Source organism: Arcicella rosea (assembly GCF_040543805.1).
Taxonomy (GTDB): domain Bacteria; phylum Bacteroidota; class Bacteroidia; order Cytophagales; family Spirosomataceae; genus Arcicella; species Arcicella rosea.
Map to the genome: position 1 here is coordinate 211,398 of NZ_JBEUMS010000001.1, position 21,366 is coordinate 232,763.

General features: G+C 34.3%; 18 protein-coding genes. 6 read left to right on the forward strand and 12 right to left on the reverse strand.

What is annotated here, in order from left to right; translation table 11 throughout:
- The first annotated feature begins 87 nt into the window (after nucleotides 1-87).
- Nucleotides 88-1,344, forward strand: coding sequence for a chorismate-binding protein (locus tag ABID42_RS00930; RefSeq protein WP_367282084.1), 1,257 nt, complete (start codon nucleotides 88-90; stop codon nucleotides 1,342-1,344).
- Between the two features lie 10 nt (nucleotides 1,345-1,354).
- On the opposite strand, the gene ABID42_RS00935 is transcribed toward ABID42_RS00930, so the two are convergent.
- The 7 genes from ABID42_RS00935 to ABID42_RS00965 form a co-directional block, all read right to left on the reverse strand.
- On the reverse strand, nucleotides 1,355-2,656 hold the full coding sequence (locus ABID42_RS00935) for a hemolysin family protein (RefSeq protein WP_323256907.1): 1,302 nt from the start codon (nucleotides 2,654-2,656) through the stop codon (nucleotides 1,355-1,357).
- An 81-nt stretch (nucleotides 2,657-2,737) separates the two neighbouring features.
- Nucleotides 2,738-3,025 carry a hypothetical protein gene (locus tag ABID42_RS00940; RefSeq protein WP_323328211.1) on the reverse strand — a complete coding sequence of 96 codons (288 nt, stop codon included), beginning with the start codon at nucleotides 3,023-3,025 and terminating at the stop codon, nucleotides 2,738-2,740.
- Nucleotides 3,026-3,234: 209 nt separating this feature from the next.
- Nucleotides 3,235-5,808 carry a cytochrome c biogenesis protein CcsA gene (ccsA, locus tag ABID42_RS00945; protein WP_367282085.1) on the reverse strand — a complete coding sequence of 858 codons (2,574 nt, stop codon included), beginning with the start codon at nucleotides 5,806-5,808 and terminating at the stop codon, nucleotides 3,235-3,237.
- Between the two features lie 119 nt (nucleotides 5,809-5,927).
- Nucleotides 5,928-6,365: a cytochrome c maturation protein CcmE domain-containing protein gene (locus tag ABID42_RS00950; RefSeq protein WP_323256912.1), complete on the reverse strand. Its 438-nt coding sequence runs from the start codon at nucleotides 6,363-6,365 to the stop codon at nucleotides 5,928-5,930.
- Between the two features lie 120 nt (nucleotides 6,366-6,485).
- Complete coding sequence (locus tag ABID42_RS00955; RefSeq protein ID WP_323256914.1) at nucleotides 6,486-6,707, reverse strand: CcmD family protein; 222 nt, start codon at nucleotides 6,705-6,707, stop codon at nucleotides 6,486-6,488.
- 4 nt (nucleotides 6,708-6,711) lie between these two features.
- Nucleotides 6,712-7,371 carry a cytochrome c biogenesis protein CcsA gene (gene ccsA / locus ABID42_RS00960; RefSeq protein ID WP_367282086.1) on the reverse strand — a complete coding sequence of 220 codons (660 nt, stop codon included), beginning with the start codon at nucleotides 7,369-7,371 and terminating at the stop codon, nucleotides 6,712-6,714.
- A 240-nt stretch (nucleotides 7,372-7,611) separates the two neighbouring features.
- Nucleotides 7,612-8,277, reverse strand: coding sequence for a heme exporter protein CcmB (locus tag ABID42_RS00965; protein ID WP_367282087.1), 666 nt, complete (start codon nucleotides 8,275-8,277; stop codon nucleotides 7,612-7,614).
- A 268-nt stretch (nucleotides 8,278-8,545) separates the two neighbouring features.
- Here ABID42_RS00965 and ABID42_RS00970 point away from each other — a divergent pair, with 268 nt between their 5' ends.
- Complete coding sequence (locus ABID42_RS00970; RefSeq protein WP_184134924.1) at nucleotides 8,546-8,764, forward strand: FeoA family protein; 219 nt, start codon at nucleotides 8,546-8,548, stop codon at nucleotides 8,762-8,764.
- A 157-nt stretch (nucleotides 8,765-8,921) separates the two neighbouring features.
- Entirely contained in the window at nucleotides 8,922-11,042 is a 2,121-nt protein-coding gene (gene feoB, locus ABID42_RS00975) for a ferrous iron transport protein B (RefSeq protein ID WP_367282088.1), read from the forward strand.
- Nucleotides 11,043-11,126: 84 nt separating this feature from the next.
- Here feoB and ABID42_RS00980 read toward each other — a convergent pair whose 3' ends face one another.
- Nucleotides 11,127-11,510: a type II toxin-antitoxin system VapC family toxin gene (locus tag ABID42_RS00980; protein WP_367282089.1), complete on the reverse strand. Its 384-nt coding sequence runs from the start codon at nucleotides 11,508-11,510 to the stop codon at nucleotides 11,127-11,129.
- A complete protein-coding gene (gene vapB, locus ABID42_RS00985; RefSeq protein ID WP_367282090.1) occupies nucleotides 11,507-11,707 on the reverse strand; it encodes a type II toxin-antitoxin system VapB family antitoxin in 201 nt (66 codons plus the stop codon). The genes ABID42_RS00980 and vapB overlap by 4 nt, the downstream gene beginning before the upstream one ends.
- 192 nt (nucleotides 11,708-11,899) lie before the next feature.
- Between vapB and ABID42_RS00990 the strand changes: the two genes are divergently transcribed.
- On the forward strand, nucleotides 11,900-12,544 hold the full coding sequence (locus tag ABID42_RS00990) for a TIGR04282 family arsenosugar biosynthesis glycosyltransferase (protein ID WP_367282091.1): 645 nt from the start codon (nucleotides 11,900-11,902) through the stop codon (nucleotides 12,542-12,544).
- Nucleotide 12,545: 1 nt separating this feature from the next.
- On the opposite strand, the gene ABID42_RS00995 is transcribed toward ABID42_RS00990, so the two are convergent.
- From ABID42_RS00995 to ABID42_RS01005, 3 genes are all read right to left on the reverse strand, one after another.
- Nucleotides 12,546-14,063 carry an NAD(P)H-hydrate dehydratase gene (locus ABID42_RS00995; protein ID WP_367282092.1) on the reverse strand — a complete coding sequence of 506 codons (1,518 nt, stop codon included), beginning with the start codon at nucleotides 14,061-14,063 and terminating at the stop codon, nucleotides 12,546-12,548.
- A gap of 9 nt (nucleotides 14,064-14,072) precedes the next feature.
- Nucleotides 14,073-14,666 (reverse strand): precorrin-2 dehydrogenase/sirohydrochlorin ferrochelatase family protein, encoded by a 594-nt coding sequence (locus ABID42_RS01000; RefSeq protein ID WP_323256927.1) that lies wholly within the window; start codon nucleotides 14,664-14,666, stop codon nucleotides 14,073-14,075.
- Nucleotides 14,667-14,884: 218 nt separating this feature from the next.
- Nucleotides 14,885-16,555, reverse strand: a complete 1,671-nt coding sequence (locus tag ABID42_RS01005) for a fatty acid--CoA ligase (RefSeq protein WP_367282093.1) — start codon at nucleotides 16,553-16,555, stop codon at nucleotides 14,885-14,887.
- Between the two features lie 440 nt (nucleotides 16,556-16,995).
- Between ABID42_RS01005 and ABID42_RS01010 the strand changes: the two genes are divergently transcribed.
- Together ABID42_RS01010 and ABID42_RS01015 are read left to right on the forward strand one after the other, a co-directional pair.
- Nucleotides 16,996-20,190, forward strand: a complete 3,195-nt coding sequence (locus ABID42_RS01010; RefSeq protein ID WP_367282094.1) for a T9SS type A sorting domain-containing protein — start codon at nucleotides 16,996-16,998, stop codon at nucleotides 20,188-20,190.
- Nucleotides 20,191-20,288: 98 nt separating this feature from the next.
- Nucleotides 20,289-21,329: a WD40/YVTN/BNR-like repeat-containing protein gene (locus ABID42_RS01015; RefSeq protein WP_367282095.1), complete on the forward strand. Its 1,041-nt coding sequence runs from the start codon at nucleotides 20,289-20,291 to the stop codon at nucleotides 21,327-21,329.
- Nucleotides 21,330-21,366 lie beyond the last annotated feature (37 nt).

A 21,366-nucleotide genomic window follows, 5' to 3' on the forward strand; every position in this document is an offset into this window, starting at 1 on the left:
AGGAAAATTTTGAATTTTCTGAAACCGCATTTATACACAAGATGTTAATTTTATAGTTCTTTATAAATTACTAAAACACTTCAGGATATGACCCCGACTTCGGAATTTCATATTTCACAACAAACACATAAATTAGAAAGACTCTCACAAATTGCTTTTGCAGAGGGTTTTCCTTTGGCACTTTGGCAGTTGCCACAATCTACTGAGAAACAATTAATCATTGATCTTTCTGGAAGTACTCAACGTACAAAAATTGATTTAGATGAATTACCTGCGGGCTTTGTGATGAGTCCTTTTCAGGGAGAATCACTCTTTCTAAGAGGTGATTTATATTATCGATTTGATACGAATAATCATGAAATTGAAGATAATCTCAAAGGAAAAGCACTTGAAGCAGAAGTTTTTGAACGAAAATATTTAGATTATTCGGAAGAGGACGAAAACGAAGTAAATTCATCGTCCGAAAAAAAAATCAAAAAACAACAGGTTCACATTTCAGAAAGTACCTTAGAAAAATGGGACGGTGGCTTATACAATGAAATGATTTTTGCAGAAATGGTTTCAAAAGCCATTATCGCCATTGAAAATGGTGAAATGCAAAAAGTAGTTTTATCGAGGACTAAAAACGTTACTTTGCCCGAAAGTTTTGAAATAATTGATGCTTTCCAGAAACTATGTAAGGCTTATCCAAATGCCTTTGTTTCTTTAGTCTATTTACCAGAATTTGAAGCGATTTGGCTTGGAGCAACGCCAGAAACATTGGTCAGTGTAGATGCACAAGGTATTTTCAAAACGATGTCTTTAGCTGGTACTCAATCTGCTGTTGGCGATAATGGCGAAATGCTTTCGCCAATCAGTATTCGTTGGTCGCATAAAGAAATTGAAGAACAAGCTTTTGTGAGCAGGTACGTGATTGAATGTTTTAAGAAAATTCGTTTGAGAGAATACTGCGAAAGTGGGCCAAAAACAGTGCAAGCGGGCAATCTGATGCACTTGAGAACCGACTTTAAAGTAGATACAAAAGCGCTTAATTTCCCTCAATTAGGCACAGTAATGCTTGAATTACTGCATCCAACTTCAGCTGTTTGTGGAATGCCAAAAGATACTGCTTTGCGTTTAATTGCTGAAACTGAATTACACAATCGAGAATTTTACAGTGGATTTCTGGGTCCAATAAATATCCAAGAAGAAAGTCATTTATTTGTCAACCTAAGAACGGTAAAAATTCAAGGTAATCACGCTACTTTTTTTGCAGGTTGTGGCATTACTGCTGATTCAAATCCTGTAAAAGAATGGTATGAAACAGAAATGAAAAGCCAGACTTTAATCAACGTGATTCTGTAAAATAATCAGCCTAGTGTTTCATCGTGTAAGATTCTGATTTCTTTTCGATGTCGCCAATTATCATCAATTTTACAATATCAATTCGAGCATCCGTCATTTCAATAATTTGGAAATTGAACGGATGAAAAATAATGGTTTCGTTAATTTCTGGAATATCCTCATTAATACTGATTATCATACCTCCTAAAGTATCATAATCCCCTTCTGGAAGGTTCCAATCGTATTTATCATTCAAATAATCAATTTCTAATCTTGCAGAAAGTAAATAGGTTTTATCTTCAAGTCGTTTTTCGGTAAGATTTTCATTATCATCATATTCATCCTCAATTTCACCAAAAATCTGCTCCATTACATCTTCCATACTTACTAAACCAGCGGTACTTCCAAACTCGTCAACCACTAAAGCGAGCGATTTATGTTCTTTAGAAAAACGGAATAATAAATCTTTCGCAGGCATCGCTTCAGGCACAATTGGAATAGGCGTTAAAATGCCCTGAATCTCTTTTGGTTTTTTGAATAAAGCTAAAGAATGGCAATATCCCAAGACGTCCTCCATTGTTTCTTTATAAATCAATACTCTTGAATGCCCGCTTTCTACAAATACTTTTTTCAATTCTTCAATACCGTCTTCAATATCCACCCCCACAATATCTGTTCTTGGAATCATACAATCACGTACACGTACTTGTTTGAATTCAAGTGCATTATTGAAGATTTTAGTATCTACTTCTGCTTCTTCTTCTGTGGATGTTTTGCGGTTCAGATTTTGAAGATAATTGTTCAAATCTGTCAAGCCAAAAGCGGGTCTTTCTTCCGAATATTCTAAGCGTAAAATATTGTTAATAAACCATTTAGACAAACCAACAATTGCCCAAACCAATGGATACATCAATGTATAAACGATAAGAATTGGAATTGCCAATACTTCTAAAAATCCATCAGGATTTAATAAAAAAATGCTTTTAGGCGTAAATTCAGATGTCGCTAAAATGATAACAGTACCAATAAAAGATGCAATTAAACCCGCAGCAATCCCGGAAATTGGCAAGTATGCCTCTATCTCATGATGTAAATATCCTTCCATAAAAATACCGTAGGCTACTAAGGAAAGTGTATTTCCGATGAGCATCGTCCCGATAAATTTTGAAGGATTTTTTAGATAGTTAGAGATAATCTGCCCTGTAATTACTCCTTGTTTGGCTTGGAGTTCAAAATAAAGTTTATTGGCAGATACAAAAGCCATTTCTACACCTGAAAAAAATGCCGAGGCGATAATGGCGATTATTATACTTAGTGCTTGTTGGGAGTCCATATTTTGGGTTAGGAGCTTAGAGATTTACCTAACAAAATTGTTGTTTCTTTCTCAAATATAGAAAGAAATCTTTAAAATCACTTATTTTTTCCCTTTCAATAAAGCCTTTCTTTGGGCTTGTTTATCGTCTTTTGGCTTTTCGCTTGGTTTATTTTTAGCTTCTTCCTCTTCTTTTTTCAAACGAATTTGTTTAGAATACTGGAAGTAAAACAAACAAACCATTGCAAACATTAAGAATGAATAATGATAAAATATCTTATTCCAAAAGGTGGGTTCTAGCCCAGCTGGTAAACCTGCACGCAAATCTAATATCCACATGATGATAAAACCAATGGCTGCAAATAGAAGAAGTATTTCTTTTTTACTCATAAAATTTTTGAGACAAAGTTGGAAAGTATAAGACTTGATAGCGAATAATATATATAATTCCCATTCGCCATTGCTTACTTTTCTTGTCTTGATACAAGAAAAGTAACCGAAGCGTCGGTCGCAAAAGAAAATCAAGAAATTCCGAAAATCGCTGCGCTCAAACAGCGGAATTTCGGAAAATTGCTTTCGCTTGATTCAAACAAAACTGACTAAAAACCTTTGTCTCTCATCAATTTGAATTCCCTGTATCTTCTGATGATTGCCATTACAAAACCAACAATTAATACCAAAGTTCCTAACCAAAGTAAATTGATTAATGGCTTCTGAATGGCTTTCAAGATGATAAAATCTCTTTGTGTGGTGTTGATTGCAAAACCAAACTGACCTGTTTTAGGGTCGATGTTGGTAAACTTTGCTCTCACGCCAATTTCATCATTTTCTATTGCTGGCATGGCTACCAAACCTTCTTTAATCACAAAAATCGGATTTACTTCGTAAGGTCTGAAATCTTTACCCATTACTTTTATCGTAGCTTGAACTGCGGCATCGTTTGGTCCTAAAGGTTTGCCTTCGTAAGTATCAACACGTTTTACTTGGTCTAACACAGCTACATAGTCGTTCAAGAAGAAAGTATCTTTCAAAGCAACCGTAAAGTTTTCAGTTTTACTCCACTCCTTTTCTTCCAAATTTGGTGCTAAAGCCACATAAGTATAAAGGTCACCTCCAATGGTATGTTTTAAGGCTGGAGATGGCGCATTTCCCATTTTTTTATTAATCTGAAATCTAGGGAAAAGTGTCGTTATTTTTCCTTCTTTATCTCTGAAATCAATTTCATAGAATTTATTTTCTGGAAAAACAGGTAAAGTATCTCCTGCTGAATAATATTTTTTTCCTTGCTGAACGATGTCTTCCAAAGCTACTGCGTGGAAATCATTTTCAATCAATTCTACTTGTTTTGGATGAAGAAACTCTGGTAATTCTCTTCCTTCTACTCTTACTCCTTTGTAAGTAAGTGTGTAATCACTCATTTCAGATGGAGTATTCAACCAAAGAATTACGTTTTCTTTATTCTCTTTATCGTTGTCTTTGGTAAAGGCTTCATCTTTTTCAGAAATCGCAAAACCACTATTATTGATTGAAACTACTTTTGAATAACCCGAAGAAAACAAAATGCCCAGAAGCATCATTGCCACACCAATGTGCGTAACGGCTCCGCCTGATAATTTATAATTTCCTTTGAAAATATCTAGTAAAATAGTACCGTTCGTGATGATTGAGAAGATTCCTGCAAACAACAAAGTAATATAAGTTGGCGTACTGAAGAAATCACCTACTTGTGATTTTGTTGTGAAGAAAATCGCTACGAAAGTCAAAATTAAACTTAACAAAAGTGGTGTTAATAAATGTTTGCTAAGGGTTTCTTTTTTGATTTTTCTCCACCAAAATGATTGTCCGATTCCAGAGAAAATGGCGATACCAACACCAAACCATAATTGAAATTTAGAATAATAAGTTGGGGCATCGGCAGGTGGCGCTAATTTTGAAACAAAGCCTAATCCTTCAACAATTTTATTATAAACTGGCAGTGAAGTAGCCGCAATAATCTGGAAGGACGACAAGCAAAGGGTAGTTGCTCCCATAAAAATCCAGAATTCACGACTGTAGGTTGATACTTCTTTTTCATCTGAAGGAATGTCTTTCCAACGAATTACCAATAAGACAATCGCCACAAACAAGAAAAACAACATGTAAATCAATAATTGACCAGAAAGTCCTAAATCAGTAAAAGAGTGTACAGACGCTTCTCCTAAAATTCCACTTCTATTCAAGAAAGTAGAGTAAAGAACCAATACAAAAGTAGCAATTACTAAAATGTATGAAGTACGCAAAGCTGCTTCGTTATTTTTGTAAATAATCATGCAGTGAATTGCCGCCACTAATACTAACCAAGGTACAAATGAAGCATTTTCAACTGGATCCCAGTTCCAATATCCACCAAAGTTTAAGGTTTCATAAGCCCAATAACCACCCATAATAATACCAACACCCAATACTAAAGCCGAAACTAAAGCCCAAGGCAAAGCTGGACGAATCCATGAACTAAATTCTTTTCTCCAAAGCCCAGCAATGGCATAAGCAAATGGAATTAGAGTAGTTGCAAAACCTAAAAATAAGGTTGGAGGGTGAATAACCATCCAATAGTTTTGAAGTAATGGATTCAACCCATTTCCATCTTCAGGAACGAAATCAGGTTTCATTGCCCAAACTGGCAAATCTGGCATGGCTTCACGCATTAATAAAAATGGTGATGAGCCAATTTTTAAATCAATTATTGGTAATACTACTCCCAAAATCATTGAGCATAAAAACACTTGTACTGCGCCAAAAATAGCCATTACTGGTGCTTCCCAATGTTTATTGGTATTGATTAATACAATTCCTAAAACGGCATGCCAGAATATCCAAAGTAAGAAACTGCCTTCTTGCCCTTCCCAAAAACAGGAAATAATGTAATAAACAGGTAATGCTTTTGATGAGTGAGACCAAGCATAGTGGTATTCAAAATAATGCTTGTAAATAATGGTGTACAAAATGGCAATAATCCCGATAACAGCGGCTCCGTGTATATAAAATGCGAAACGAGAAAAACGTTTCCAAGAAGCTTGTTCTAATAAATCAGTAGTTTGTACCGATTTGAAGTAGCCAAATGTTGAAATTAATGATGCCACAAACGACAAAATAATAAACAAGTGACCAATATTTCCGATGGTTGTATGTAACATAAAGGGATTGGGGATTTCAGATTTAGCATTTCGGATTTTTAAACCCAAAATATTCTTCCCAAAATCGTTAATAAAAAGCTATCACAATATTGGATAGCTTCCTATACAAATTATAAAGATTATGACTGCTTTTCTGGTTTTGCTTCTTTAAACTCTACTTTACCATCTTGATATTTTGAAGGACATTTAAGCAAGATTTTTTCGCATTTGAAAACATTTCCATCCATGTTACCAATGATAACCATTTGCTCTGCTCTGCCCATATCTTGTGGTTTCGGAGCGTTATAAACTACTTTTTGTTCACGCCCATTGTTATCAATTAGCATAAATTCTAAGTGGTTGGCATCAAGTGTTGGATTATAGACTAAATCCTGAATATTTCCAGCTGCATCTTTTTTCAATTTACCAACTACATGTACTTGGTCGTTGTCGCCAGTTTTTGCCATGTTTTCAGCGACAGAAAAATCAACATAAGTACTTGCTTCTGTACCTGTTGAAACAAGGATTGCTACAGCAATAGCAATCACAATTAGTCCGATGATATGCGTCTTTTTCATATTTGTTTATAATTAGTGATTGAGTGAATTGTGAGTTAGTGATTCGTTAATATTCCTAAAATCTAACATTCCGAATTACTCATTTCTGAAAGCTTAAAGCTCGTAGCTCACAGCTTCCCACTATTTTCTTATTTGTTTTTCTAACTTAGAAATTTTACTGTCAAGATTTATTAAATAAACGATGATTCCAGCGAAAATGGTTGCAACAACTGCTACTACTACATAAATTCTACCGTCAGCAAATAATTTATCAGCCATTTCTGGTTCACCAGCGGCATTATCTTGTGCAAAAAGGCTTACTGAAATAAGTAAGCAAATGATTAACGAAAGTGTCTTTTTCATATTTCTAATCTTGATTCAATGCTATCAATTTTCTAATTCTTAAACGAAGGCTGGTAATCCAGAAAGCTAAACAAATCCAGCCGATACAAGCAGGATAAAACACGATTCTCATCGTATGTTCAGTATCCATTGGTTTAAAACCTGGATTTCCTCCATTTCCCGGATGAAGAGAATCGGTCATTCTTGGTAAAATAATCAATAATGGTATCAACAAGGCAACCGCAAAGATGTTATAAATCGCTGAAATCCTTGCCCTTTGCTGTTCATCTGTAAAAGAACCTCTTAGAATAATGTAAGCGAAATAAATCAACAAGCCAATCGCTGCACCATTTAGTTTTACATCATTAGTCCACCAAGTACCCCAAGTATATCTTGCCCAAACACTTCCTGTTGCAATACCTACAATGCCAAAAACAATGCCCGTATTGGCATATTCAGAAGCTTTGTCATCAAAACTAATGAGTGGATTACGAAGATATTGGATTGAATTCCATACCGAAACACTTAGCATGGCGAACATCGAAAACCACATCGGTACATGAAAATAAAGATTACGAGCAGTTTCATGAAGTATTGGTTGGCTCGGTATTCTACCCAGAAAACCCCAAATTACTACATAAGCCAATAGCACTACGGCCAAGATTTTATACCAGTTTTGTTTCATTATTTGAGATTCAAGTGATTAGTAAATAGTGATTGGTAATTAGTAGTTTACACACCCTCACTTATTATCACATTTTTTTATTTTCTAAATTCTCTAAGGTTTGTTTCTTAATTTTTATCCTACTTCTTCTATTTTTCCTTTTTTATTATTACCCTCCTAAAGTCTTGAATCTTGCGTCTTTCATCCTAAAGTCCAAAATCCTAAAGTCTTAAATCTTCAGTCTTGTCTCTTGCTTCTCCTCTAACTTCTCCACAAAAAAGGAAAAAGAATCACACTCAAAACAAGTACAATAGCATCTATTGCCAAGAGCATGAATACTTCGTCCAAGCTACTGGCTCTATCTAGTCCATCCAAAGCATTTTTAGAAATCTTCAACAACATCAAAAGCATTGGTAGAATAACTGGAAAGCTAAGGATTGCCATCAAAGTAGCACTATTTTCAGCTTTTGAAGCAATTCCAGCAATCATCGTAAGAGTACTCGAAAAACCAACTGCACCCAATACAATACTTGCTAAATACAAAGGCATATCTCCTACTGGATTTCCCATCACTACAGCATATACTCCAAAACCTGCCAAAGCCAGCACTAACATCAAAAGTGTATTATAAACAATTTTTGAAAGAATAATTCCGACAGGACTCGCCAAAGTATAATAATACAAAAGCCTTCCGTAACGCTCTTGTGTAAAACTTTTAGCAATGGCATTCATCGCAGTGAATAATAAAATAATCCAAAAAAGCGTATTCCACGTAATTTTATCAATTTGATTGGCTTTCATTCGAAAAGATAAATAACAAACATACACTGTACTAACAATATAGAGTAACATGCCGTTTAACGCATATTTCTGTCTTAGTTCAAGCGTAATTTCTTTTTCTATTAAAGCTTTAATCTCTTTAAACATTCTCGGGAATAAGCAAATGCCTACTTTCTGTATTTTTTTGCAAAGTTACGACACAAACAAAACGCTTGGTCATGAAACAAAATAATATTTTGACATTCCAAAATGATTTTAGTCATTAATTGTTTCTAATGAAGGAACTCTTTGTTAATTTGCATTTGTTTTAGAATAAGTCTAAATAAATCCATTTTTAAAGAGGAAAGATTAGCTGTTCAATTCCGATTATAGTATTTGAGTATTTATTCAGTTTTTACTGATGAAAACAAAGCCCATGAAAACCATTGCAGATTTAAAAATAGGAGAACGAGGAGTTATCGTAAATTTCACAGACCAAGGTTTATCGTTGAAATTACTTGAAATGGGTTGCCTACCCGGTACCCAAGTCACTATGACGCACATCGCCCCTTTCGGCGACCCTATTGCAGTAAAAGTTTCGGGCTATGTACTTTCTATGAGGTTAAACGAAGCCTCAACGATTGTAGTTGCCTAAAAAGTAATTGTACAATTTGATGATATTTGTATTTTCTTGATGAAAACAAATTATCTAACAAGTGAAAACAACATTTGATGTTATTCAATTACTTAATTTTAAAGCTTCTTTAAACAAAGGATGCTCTCAAGAAATTGCCGTTAATTAATTTAAAAAATTGAAAAAATCTCCAAAAATAGCTCTCATCGGGAATCCAAACGCTGGGAAATCATCGTTATTTAACTCACTAACAGGACTTCGTCAGAAAACTGGAAATTTTCCTGGGGTAACGATGGACAAACTAATTGGTAAGTGGAAATTAGAAACTGGGGATGAAGCCGAAATTCTGGATTTACCCGGCATCTACAGTATTTATCCAAAATCAATGGATGAACAAGTAGTTATCAACATCCTAGCCAATCCAAAACATCCCGATTATCCAGATTTAGCCATTGTTGTTGCTGATGCTTCAAACCTTAAGCGTAATTTGCTACTTTTCAGCCAAGTACGTGACTTAGGAATTCCAACAGTTTTAGCACTAAACATGATTGACGTAGCAGAATCGCAAGGAATTGTGATTAATTCTGTGAAATTATCTCGTGAATTGAATGTTGAAATTGCTGAAATCAATGCTAAAAAAGGAATCGGATTAAACGGTTTGCGTTTGGCAGTTAATAAAACCTTAGAATCTGGCTATAATTCAAATGATTCGCTACCAATGTCTTATTCAAAAGAATTGGTAGAAGAAATCAAAGAAAAATATGGCGATACCGATGATTACCATGCTTTACTTTGGCTTTCGGAACATGATAATTTAAGACAATTCAATACGCAACAAAGAATAGGTTTTGATGTACTTCAAGAAAAGTACGGCTGGAAAACGCAAGAAGCGCAATCAAAAGAAACCATGGCAAGGTATGCACAATTGAATGAAATTGTGGATAACTGTTTACACGAAATGCCTGTTGAAGAAGAACCTATCAATACTTGGACCGACAGACTTGATAAAATTTTCTTACATCGTTTCTGGGGTTATTTTATTTTCTTGGGCATTTTGTTCATTGTTTTCCAAGCAATTTTTACTTGGGCAACTTATCCAATGGATTTGATTGACGGTGGTGTAGCCTCATTAAACGAATTCCTCAAAACAGAACTCCCTAATTCAAAACTTACCGATTTATTAACCGACGGATTGATTTCGGGCATTGGCGGTGTGTTGATTTTTATACCACAAATTGCCTTTTTATTCTTGTTTATTTCCATGTTGGAAGAAACAGGTTATATGTCGAGAGTAATGTTTATCATGGATAAACTAATGCGTCGATTTGGTTTGAGTGGAAAATCTGTCGTGCCTTTAATTTCTGGTATCGCTTGTGCCGTACCAGCCATTATGAGTACCAGAAGTATCAGTTCGTGGAAAGACCGATTGATTACAATCATGGTAACGCCTTTGATGTCTTGTTCAGCACGTTTGCCGATTTACACGGTGTTGATTGCTTTGGTTGTTCCAGAAAAAAGCTCATTATTTGGCATTTTCAATTTACAAGGAGTAGCACTTTTTGCCTTGTATTTATTGGGTTTCTTCATGGCTTTATTCTCAGCTTGGATTATGAAGTTATTGCTAAAAGTGCAAGAAAGAAGTTATTTCATCATGGAATTACCTTCTTATAAAGGACCGAGATTTTCGCACGTTGCTATCACGATATTAAATTCTACTAAAGCATTCGTATTTGAAGCAGGTAAAATTATTGTAGCCATTTCAATTGTATTGTGGGTTTTAGCAAGTTATGGACCTGGAGATGCCATAGAACAAGCAGAAATTAAAGTAAAAGCAGAAAACCCAACACTTTCTGGTATTGAATTAGACAACAAGATTGCTTCTCAGAAATTGGAGAACTCTTATGCTGGCGTATTTGGAAAAGTAATAGAGCCTGCTATTAAGCCTTTAGGTTATGATTGGAAAATCGGAATTGCCTTGATTACTTCTTTTGCTGCCCGTGAAGTATTTGTGGGTACGATGTCAACTATTTATAGTTTAGGGGGAGAAGTAGATGATGAAAACTCAACAGTAATGAATAGAATGCGAGCAGAAATTAATCCTGAAACAGGCAAACCAATGTATGATACTGCATTAGGATTTTCATTATTGATTTTCTATGCTTTTGCCATGCAGTGTATGAGTACACTGGCAATTACTTATCGAGAAACAAAATCTTGGAAATACCCAGCCATCCAATTATTTTACATGACAGGCTTAGCTTATATTTCAGCGCTTATTGTGTATCAAGTACTGAAATAATATTTCCAACAATATTGACGATAAAGGCAGGCTCTGGGTCTGCTTTTATTGTTTTGTGATAAAATACATTTTTCAAAACGCTATTTACCAAAGTAGCTTTACACCGTATTCACTAAAAAAGCCATCTTTGCTTACAATAGTAATTTTTTCACAAAGGGTTTGGGCTATTAACATTCTATCGAAAGGGTCACGATGATGAAATGGTAATGAAGATACAAGTACAATATGTTCTGAAAAAATCGGAAGTATTAAAAAACCACAAGCCTCTATTTTGCTGATAAGAGATGGAATATCAATAGACATTGACAGCTTATTTAGGCTCACTTTTACAGCAATTTCCCAAAGACTAACAAGACTTACGTAGATTTCATTTGAAGGATTTTCTATTTCGATTTTAAGTTTGTGGGGTAGATTTAAATCATTTTCAACAAACCATATAAAGGTATGGGTGTCAAGAAGTAGTTTCATTCTGTATATTCTTTAAAATCATCTAAAGGCTCATCAAAATCATCTTCCATTTTAAAAGTTCCTTGCATACAACCTGCTTTGGGATGAGTTTTTGACGACTCATATTTCTTTTCTAAAAATTCGATATAATCCATCACCTCAATTTTAAGGGATTGAGGAAGACTTGATAATTTTGAAAGTAAAGCTAAGTCTGACATTCTTCTGAATTTTTACTTTAAATTAATTTTTTTTATGTTAAAACACAAATATCAAATTAAGTACTCTATTCCTACATAAATCGAAATATCTCTCAATCTCTCAAAGCTATTCTAAACTTTTCTTGGTAGATTACTCTTCGTCTTCTATATTTAAGGAAACGATTAATTTATTCACTCGCATCTCGACAAACAATGCCTCAACAAAGTGCACTAATTATTTTTATTAAAAATGCAGTATTAGGAAAAGTCAAAACTAGAATTGCTCAAGATTTAGGAGATGAAAAAGCTTTGAAAATTTATGAAACGCTTACTGAAATCACTCGTTCAATTACTGATCAATTAACTGGAGAAAAGGTATTGTTTTATTCCGATTTTATCGATTACAATGACGCTTGGGATAATACTTTGTACGATAAGCAATTGCAAGTTGGCAATGATTTAGGAGAAAGAATGCTCAACGCTTTTACTTACACATTAAGCAAAGAGAATATTAAAAAAGCAAGTATTATTGGAAGTGACTGTCCAGACATTAGTCTATGGCATCTTACCAAATCATTTTATGCGCTTGATACACATGAAATAGTAATTGGTCCAGCAAACGATGGTGGCTATTATTTATTAGGAATGCGAAAACCCTATCCCGCAATTTTTCAAAACAAATCTTGGAGTAGCAATAGCGTTTTAAAAAGTACTTGTGAAGAACTATTGGCTTCAAGAATTCCTTATTATTTACTTCCTTATTTGACTGATACTGATACCATTCACGATTTTAGTCCAGCATTTGAGCAATTACTTATTCAGAAAGGAATTCTTACAAAAAATGAATTGAGTCAATAAATTACCATTTCAAATTTTCGATAATGTCACTGGCAATCATTGCCATTTGCCCACGAGTTTCAGCGGCTAAATCTCCTGCTTCTCCATGTTTAAAAACACCTAAAATAGTGGCTTCTTTCGCTGAATAATTTTGAGCCAGTAAAGCAGCAATTATTCCAGTTAATACATCTCCACTTCCACCCGTAGCCATTCCTGCATTGCCTGTCGCATTAAAATAAATACCTCCTTCGGGTGTTGCAACTGCGGATTGATAGCCTTTCAACACTATAAATATTTGATATTTTTGAGCGAAAGTTTGAAGTAAAGCCAGTTTTTCATAATCGTCTTTCCATGTTTTCCCCAATAGTTTTTGAAACTCTTTTGGATGAGGTGTCAAAATTGTATTTCTTGGTAGTTTATTCAATAAATCTTTCCCTTCCTCAGTCGCTAAAAGATTTAAGGCATCAGCATCAATTACCAGTTTTTTATCTTGAGCCGACAAAATTACACTTTCCAACATTTTAAAAACATCTGGATGTGTACCTATGCCCGGCCCGATTGCGATGGACTGATAAATACTTAAATCATTCTCCGTAAAATCGGTTGAAATAAAATCAAAATCGTCAGCACTTGTCCAAGTCATCGCTTCAGGAACAGCAATTTGCATGATTTCAAATGCAATGTTCGGAACATGACAAGTAAGTTTTCCCACTCCCGAATGCAGACAAGCTTTGGCTGATAAAATAGCAGCACCCATCATTCCTTTTGAACCTGCAAGCAATAAAGTATGTCCAAAAGTACCTTTATGAGAAAATTTAGGACGAGCTATTGGTTGAATATCTTGAGTATAAAAATAATAAGAAGGTAATTCTGAAATCATTTCTTGGTTCAAACCAATATCTAAAACTTCCCATTCACCGACATACTCATAGTTCTGAGGAAGTATCAAAGCCAATTTTGGCAACTGAAAAGTAATGGTGAAATTCGGTTTAAAAATAACATCTACTTTTGTATTTGCTTCATCCATAAACAAACCAGAAGCGATGTCAACCGATATTTTTTCAGCACTCAATTCATTTAATTGAATAATCAAAGCTTTTAGAAGTCCATCAACAGCCCGATTTATACCAGCACCCAAAATGGCATCAATGATAATATCATTTGCTGTGATTTGTTGAAAAGCTTTAAAGTCATCTTCATTTTTAATAAAAAAAACCTTTTTTAATTCTTGTAACCTGCGAAGATTAATCTCAAAATCAGTACTTGTTTTTTCAGCATACTGAACAACAAAAACATTAACCGAAAAACCTTTTTGAATCAATAAACGGGCAATCGCCAAACCATCTCCACCATTATTTCCTAAACCACAAAAAACATTGACAGACAATTTTGAATTGTGAAAATACTTTTGAAGAAACCAATTCATAAAAGCAACGGAAGCTCTTTCCATTAAATCAACAGAAGAAATTCCTTCTTTTTGAATCGTAAAAGCATCCAATGCTTTTATCTGACTCGCTTTCAAAATTTTCAGCGTTTTCATTGGCTTTGATTATTTTTTATTAATCATACTTTCGGTTACTTCATTCAAAACTCTGATTTTTTCCTGAAAATCACCTTTGATTGATTTTCTAATTTCTCGCAAATTTTCTAATAGATTCTGAATATCATCTGGAATAATATCATCCAAAAACTCACGCATTCTTTTAGCCATCGTTGGCGATTTTCCATTGGTCGAAATTCCAATTTTCAAATCTCCTTTTTGTACGATTGAGCCCAAGTAAAAATCACAAAGCGCTGGTGTATCCGCAACATTACAAAGGATATGGCGTTCTGCTGTGATTCGCTTAATACTTGCATGTAAGTCAGGATTATCGGTTGCTAAAATCACCAAATCTCTTTCGTTCAAATCACTATTTTCGAAATTTCTTTCTTCTAAAATTACTTGAGGAAAATCTTTGGCGTATTCTCTTAATTCTGGTCTTATAAAAGTGCCAACAACGGTTACTTTGGCATCTGGACTATTGTTGAGCATTGCCGAAAGTTTTTCTAAACCAACATTTCCACCGCCAACAAGTAAAACATTTAGTTCTTCTAATTTAAGAAAAACAGGAAATAATCGGTTTTTTATGGAAGGATTTTGCATCGTCTTTTAATTAATTGAGATTAAGTACTTTTCGTACACGTTTTCCGTTGTTGGTTATTCTGTTTTGAATATCTTGACAATAATCAAAATACTTGAAAAAATTCTCGACAACTCAAGTATAAATTTAAGCTAACCATTGAAAAAGCGAAGATACAAACAAAAAACCTTGCTCGGAATCCGAACAAGGTTTCAGTAATCAAGCATTTATATAAAAATCATTATGAAAGACTTTTCTCTTCTAAGTTCGCCAACGAAGCTCTTATTACTTTTTTGTCGATTTTTCCGACTGATGTTTTCGGAATCGCTTTAGCAAAATCAACCGAACTTGGGATTGTCCAAGCAGTAATTGTTTGGTCATCCACATATTTTTGAAGGAAATCTTTGAGTGTTTCTTTCGTTAAACTTTTTCCTTCTTTTAATATAATCATTGCATGAGGACGTTCTCCCCATTTTATATCTGGAATTCCTACAACCGCTACTTCTTGAACAGCCTCATGTTTACCTATTAAGTTCTCCAAAGCGATAGAACTCACCCATTCACCGCCCGACTTTATTACATCCTTTATTCTATCAGTAATCTTCAAAGAATTACTTTGATTCATTGTGGCAACATCACCAGTATGCAACCAGCCATCTTTCCACAATTCTTCCGACTTTTCAGGTTCATTAAAGTAACCTTGAGTCAACCAAGGTGTTCTAGCGGTAATCTCCCCAATTGTTTCACCATCTTTCTCTGCTACTTTCCCCTCTTCTGTAAGTAATTGTAAATCAACCAAAATTGCAGGAGTTCCAGAACGAGTACGAGCTTTTACTTGAAAATCTATGTCTGTATTTTGTACATCTTCTGGCTTGAGATAAACTGTTGATAAAATCGGACAGGTTTCAGACATACCGTATCCAGTAATTACATCAACACCTCTTTGTAAAGCCGCTTTAGCTAGTGCTTCTGGTAAAGCAGAACCACCAATTACAACTTTCCAACGAGACAAATCAATTTGTTGTGTAGCTGGATGGCTGACAAACATTTGTAAAATTGTTGGTACACAATGTGAAAACGTGACTTTTTCTTTCACAAAACACTTTAAAACGGTTTCGGGCTCAAACTTACCTATGTAAACTTGTTTGGTATTACACATAGTTGCCACATACGGAAAACCCCATGCGTGAACATGAAACATTGGTGTAAGTGGCATATAAACATCTGAATTATTGAAGCGACAAGCGCCATCAATTGCACTAAATGTTACACTAATTGATAAAGTATGTAATACCAATTGGCGATGAGTAAAATAAACGCCTTTAGGGTTTCCAGTGGTTCCAGTAGTATAAAAAGTGGTCGCTACTGCATCTTCATCAAAATCTTCAAAATCGTATTCATCAGAAGCTTTTGCTAAAAGAGCCTCGTATTCACCAATAATTGGCAAAGTAGTATTATTAACAAATTCGCCATTATCAGCGCAAATAATAATACTTTTCACTGTAGTAATTTCATCAAATATTGAAGCCAAAAGTGGCAAAAAGTCAATATGACAAATAATTACTTCATCTTGAGCATGATTGATTGTATATAAAACCTGAGCAGGAGAAAGACGCCAATTAATAGTATGCAAAACGTTTCCTGTCATCGGAATGCCAAAAAAACATTCTAAGTAACGATGAGAATCGTAGTCGATTACAGCAATTGTTTTTCCACCATCAATTCCCAAATTTTTAAAAACATTTGCTTGTTTGCGTACTCTTCTGTTTAGTTCGAAATAATTGTATCGCAAAGTATCCTTATAAACAATTTCGTTATAAGGCTCTAACATAGTAGAATAAGCAAGGATACTTTTAATCAGTAAAGGATATTTAAAAGCTTGACTTGCTGGTGGTAATTTGCGAATATTCATTGAAAATCGTGAAAACAATCACTGATTTATTATAAAAAATATAAAATTATTAATAACATTACAAAGGTATATGTTTTGATAAATTAAAGTAAATAAATGTTTATTTTTTATTTGGAAAAACTAGCGAAATAACGAGCTAAAGGCATTTTAGAGTTATTTTCAGCCTTTATAAAAGAAAATACTCTTCAAAAACAAGTTAGAAAATCTATGACATATAAGACTGTAAAATATTTCCTGAAAAATTTAAAATCCCGAAATCAAAAAGTTTAATGATTTTTTTATGGTTTTAAGCCAGTCCTGTCTTATTTTTACTCCATACTTTACAGGGCATAGCATTTATTTAGAATATATTAGGTAAATTGCCTCGTACAAAGCCACTATCAATCTTTAAACTTTCTGAAATCTCAACCTAAAAATTTTACCAAAAAAATATTTTAATTATGAACAACCTTACTCAAAGAACACTCTTAGTCATTTTGTTTGTGATAGCGTCTTTAGGTGTTGTCTGGGCAAATGGTTCTACTTCAACTTCAGAGGAGAACACAAGTACCACAAAAACTTCGGGGAAGTCAGTAATTCCTGCTCGGCCAGTCGTTGAATACGTTGGTATTGATAGGTGTGGTTATCAATCTATTGGTGATCCTGTTAGTGTAGTTATTGTGAGAGCAACAGGATGTGGTTCTAGTCAAACACATTGGTATGATTCTAACAACAACGATTTAGGCTTAGACTCTCCAGGTCGTGACCTTAAGTTTTTAGAAATTACTTCTAACATTACTGTTTATGCTAAATGTTATGATGGATTTGGTTTTGGAGATCCTTCTAATAGTGTAAATGTTCAATATCAAGCTGCTCCGTCAACAATTCCAACTATCACACTTGACAGAAGTATTGCATGTGATGGAGAGAAAATAACGTTAAAGTCTAGTATTACTAATCCAAATTATGAATATCGTTGGGAGCGTACACTAGGAATAAACAATACTCCTTCGGCTCCTAATATTATAGACCATAATACAGAAGGTTTTGGAACACCTACCTTAAAAGCTACTTTGTCAGGTTATTACTACCTTTCTGTAGTTTCTCCAAGTTGTCCTCAAGCTCCTGCTTATGCAAGTGGAGTAGTTTTTGCTGAGTTTTATTCTTTACCAAAGCCAGTAATTACTGCATCAGCTACTACTTTCTGTGAAGACAATGGTATTACGCTTAAAACAGACAGTCTTCAATTTATTAAGAGCTATCAATGGTATTTGAATGGTGTTAGGCAACCTAACATGGGAACTATTAGCCATATTGAGAAATTCCAAAAAACTGGTTCAATTCAAGTTGTTTCTGTAGAAGCTAGAGTTGGCTGTCTTTCTCCAATTTCTGATCCAGTTGCTTTACAAGCTGTTACTGTACCAATTAAGCCTGTCATTACAGCAAGTGCTTTAGATTTTTGTGAGGATAAAGGTATCTCGCTAAAAGCTGACAGTGTTCAAGTGACAAAAAGTTATGATTGGTATTTAAATGGTGTTAAACAAGCTAGTTTAGGAACGATTAGTCATATTGATAAATTCTATCAAACTGGTTCGGTTCAAGTAATTGCTATTGAGGGCATTTTAAGTTGTCCTTCTCCAATTTCTGAAGCAGTTTCACTTAAAGCTATTCCAGTTCCTGCAAAGCCTGTTATTACTGCAAGTGCTTTAGATTTTTGTGAAGACAAAGGTATTTCTCTTAAAACGGATAGCTCATCAATCATCAAAAACTATCAATGGTTTTTAAACGGTGTTAGAAATAATAATCTAGGTACAATCAGTCATATTGATAAATTCTATCAAACTGGTTCGGTTCAAGTAATTGCTGTTGAAGGTGTTCTAAATTGTATTTCTCCAATTTCTGAAGCAGTTTCACTTAAAGCTGTTCCGGTTCCAACTAAACCTGTAATCACAGCAAGTGCTTTAGAATTTTGTGAAGATAAAACTGTTTCGTTAAAAGCAACAAGCAGTGCTATTGCTACGTCATTCCAGTGGTTCATTAATGGTGCTAAACAAGATACTTTAGGGACTACAAATACCGTCAATTCATTCAACAAAACTGCATCAATTCAAATCATTGGTGTTGAAAGCGTTTTAGGATGTTTATCTCCTATTTCTAATGCAGTTAATTTAACAGCGCTTGCATTACCAGCAAAACCAGTTATTAGTTCTTCAAAACTGAATGCTACTATTTGTGATGGCGATGTTGTAATGCTTACCTCAACTTCAGGATTTAGTTATACTTGGAATACAGGAGCTACAACTAGAAGTATTGACAACATTAAAACTTCTGGAAAATATGCTTTAAAAGTTACTGATGAAAAGGGGTGTGTATCAAAATCATCTGATACAACAACTGTTATCGTTAATGCTCTTCCTGCTAAACCAGTAATTACAGCAAGTGGTGTTTTAGCATTTTGTGATGGTGGTGCAGTTACTTTGACTTCAACACCAAATGTTAAATATGTTTGGAGTAATAATGAAGCTACTCAAGCTATCACGATTAAAACTTCTCAAGATTTAACAGTAGCAGTAATTGATGCAAACAACTGTAAATCTCCAGCTTCTGATTTAGTAAAAGTTACAGTTTATGCTTTACCTGCAAAACCAACAATTACGTCTAGCAGTAGCCTTGCATTTTGTGCTGACCAAAGTGTAATCATTACTTCTTCTGATTTACCAAATGGTGAAGTAACAAAGTATCTTTGGAGTAGTGCTGATGTTACTAAATCAATTACTGTAAAAACAACTGGTACATTCTCTGTAAAAGTAATTGACCCTCGTGGATGTGTGTCTCCTTCGTCAGACATCGTTACAACGACTGCTTTACCAGTACCAGATGCACCAACTATTGCAGCTGATGGACTTACGATTTTCTGTTCGAGAGATAATGCAGATTACAGCAAAATCAACTCTGTAAATCTATTAGCGACTAGTAATTTTGAAGTAACTTGGAGTACAGGTTTAGTAGGTAAAACACTTAATCTTACTTCTATTAATAGCCAAGGCACTTTCATTGATATTTCAAGAGAATATACTGCAACAGCTAAGAATACTACAACAGGTTGTATTTCTGCGAAATCAGCACCAATAAACATCATCGTTAGAAATAACCCTGATGCTTCGGCAGCAAGTATTGAAAAAGATGGTACATATACTTTGAAAGCCGTTAATTTCCCTACTGGAAATGAATATGAATGGAAATATGGTTCAGAAGTATTAGCATTTAAAGAAGGCGTAATTAAAGCGAATAGATATGGTGATTACAGTGCTAGAGTTAAAACAGTATTTGCTATTGCTTCAGCACCAGGTGGGCAATTAGCTTGTTTCTCTAATTTCTCTAAAGCATTTACATTTAGCGAAGAAGCAATTTTCAAAGGCTTATCTATCTATCCAAACCCAAGTAATGGTTTATTAACAATCGAAACATTAGCTGACTACGATAATCCTCAGATTTTGATTTACGACCTTCTTGGAAGACAAATCTACGCTAGTACTTTACCAACAATTAAAGGAAAAGTAATTGTCGATTTAAGAAATAATAATGAAGGAGAATACATGCTTCGCTTTAAAGCTGGAGATTTTGATTTAACTAAACGTATTATCGTAAATAGATAGTTGTAAAAAATAAAGAAAAGCCTTCTCAAATTATTTTGGGAAGGCTTTTTTTATGTCTATTTTGTACATTAGTATTTCATTCTTAAATCATTTCATCAATGACAACCCTAAAATATATTACTTACTTATTCGTCTTATTATTGCATCAAAATACTTATGCTCAATGGATAAAACAAAACGTTGCTACAGATGCTAGTTTTAGAGCGATACATGCCATTTCTAAAAAAGTAGTTTGGATTGGAGGCTCAAAAGGAACTTTCATTAAAACAACAGATGGAGGAAAAAATTGGCAAGTAAAACAAGTACCTGAAGCTGAAAAATTAGATTTCAGGGATGTTCATGCCTTTGATGAAAATACTGCTATTTTGATGAGCGCAGGAGAAGCGGAACAAGGACATGCCAAAATTTATAGAACTGAAGATGGTGGCAATACATGGAATATTGTTTATCAAACATCTGAAAAAGGTATATTTTTCGACGGAATAGATTTCTGGGATAAACAAAATGGTATCGCTTTCAGCGACCCAATTAATGGGCACTTTTTTATTATTAAAACCAAAGACGGTGGTAAAACTTGGTTGCCTATCAATCTTGAAAATATTCCGAGTAATCAAGAAGGTGAAGCAGCCTTTGCGGCAAGTGGTACAAGTTTAATTGTTTCTGGCAAGAATAATGTTTATATCTGTACAGGCGGTGCTTCAAATGCAAGAATATTTAAAAGTATTAATCAAGGTGAAAACTGGGAAGTAATCAATACTTCAATGCCCGCAGGAAAAACTAATGGATTATTTGGTTTGAGGTTTTGGGATAATCTTCATGGTATTGCCGTTGGGGGAGATTATTTAGAAATTAATAAAGCCATTCCCAATGTTTTAATAACAAACGATGGAGGTAAAACTTGGCTGGATGCTCCACAAACAAACCCAGCTGGATTAAAAGAAGGAGTGGCAATTTACAAGAAAAAAATCTTGATAGCCGTTGGACCATCTGGAACAAGTTTTTCAAAAGATTTTGGAAAGTCGTGGAAAGCGATTGACACTTCTCCTTTTCATGCCATTAGTATTTTTGGAAATAGTATTTGGGCAGTTGGAGGAAAAGGAAGTATTGCTAAATTAGACACTTCATTTTTCGGGAAGTAATTAAAAACTAAAAGCTTCAGGGTATAAACTAAAATTT

Excerpts from the sequence above, each read along its gene's own strand:
- ABID42_RS00930 (WP_367282084.1), top strand. The coding sequence starts at position 88 with ATGACCCCGACTTCGGAATTTCATATTTCACAACAAACACATAAATTA.
- ABID42_RS00935 (WP_323256907.1), bottom strand. The coding sequence starts at position 2,656 with ATGGACTCCCAACAAGCACTAAGTATAATAATCGCCATTATCGCCTCG.
- ABID42_RS00940 (WP_323328211.1), bottom strand. The coding sequence starts at position 3,025 with ATGAGTAAAAAAGAAATACTTCTTCTATTTGCAGCCATTGGTTTTATC.
- ccsA (WP_367282085.1), bottom strand. The coding sequence starts at position 5,808 with ATGTTACATACAACCATCGGAAATATTGGTCACTTGTTTATTATTTTG.
- ABID42_RS00950 (WP_323256912.1), bottom strand. The coding sequence starts at position 6,365 with ATGAAAAAGACGCATATCATCGGACTAATTGTGATTGCTATTGCTGTA.
- ABID42_RS00955 (WP_323256914.1), bottom strand. The coding sequence starts at position 6,707 with ATGAAAAAGACACTTTCGTTAATCATTTGCTTACTTATTTCAGTAAGC.
- ccsA (WP_367282086.1), bottom strand. The coding sequence starts at position 7,371 with ATGAAACAAAACTGGTATAAAATCTTGGCCGTAGTGCTATTGGCTTAT.
- ABID42_RS00965 (WP_367282087.1), bottom strand. The coding sequence starts at position 8,277 with ATGTTTAAAGAGATTAAAGCTTTAATAGAAAAAGAAATTACGCTTGAA.
- ABID42_RS00970 (WP_184134924.1), top strand. The coding sequence starts at position 8,546 with ATGAAAACCATTGCAGATTTAAAAATAGGAGAACGAGGAGTTATCGTA.
- ABID42_RS00980 (WP_367282089.1), bottom strand. The coding sequence starts at position 11,510 with ATGAAACTACTTCTTGACACCCATACCTTTATATGGTTTGTTGAAAAT.
- vapB (WP_367282090.1), bottom strand. The coding sequence starts at position 11,707 with ATGTCAGACTTAGCTTTACTTTCAAAATTATCAAGTCTTCCTCAATCC.
- ABID42_RS00990 (WP_367282091.1), top strand. The coding sequence starts at position 11,900 with ATGCCTCAACAAAGTGCACTAATTATTTTTATTAAAAATGCAGTATTA.
- ABID42_RS00995 (WP_367282092.1), bottom strand. The coding sequence starts at position 14,063 with ATGAAAACGCTGAAAATTTTGAAAGCGAGTCAGATAAAAGCATTGGAT.
- ABID42_RS01000 (WP_323256927.1), bottom strand. The coding sequence starts at position 14,666 with ATGCAAAATCCTTCCATAAAAAACCGATTATTTCCTGTTTTTCTTAAA.
- ABID42_RS01005 (WP_367282093.1), bottom strand. The coding sequence starts at position 16,555 with ATGAATATTCGCAAATTACCACCAGCAAGTCAAGCTTTTAAATATCCT.
- ABID42_RS01010 (WP_367282094.1), top strand. The coding sequence starts at position 16,996 with ATGAACAACCTTACTCAAAGAACACTCTTAGTCATTTTGTTTGTGATA.
- ABID42_RS01015 (WP_367282095.1), top strand. The coding sequence starts at position 20,289 with ATGACAACCCTAAAATATATTACTTACTTATTCGTCTTATTATTGCAT.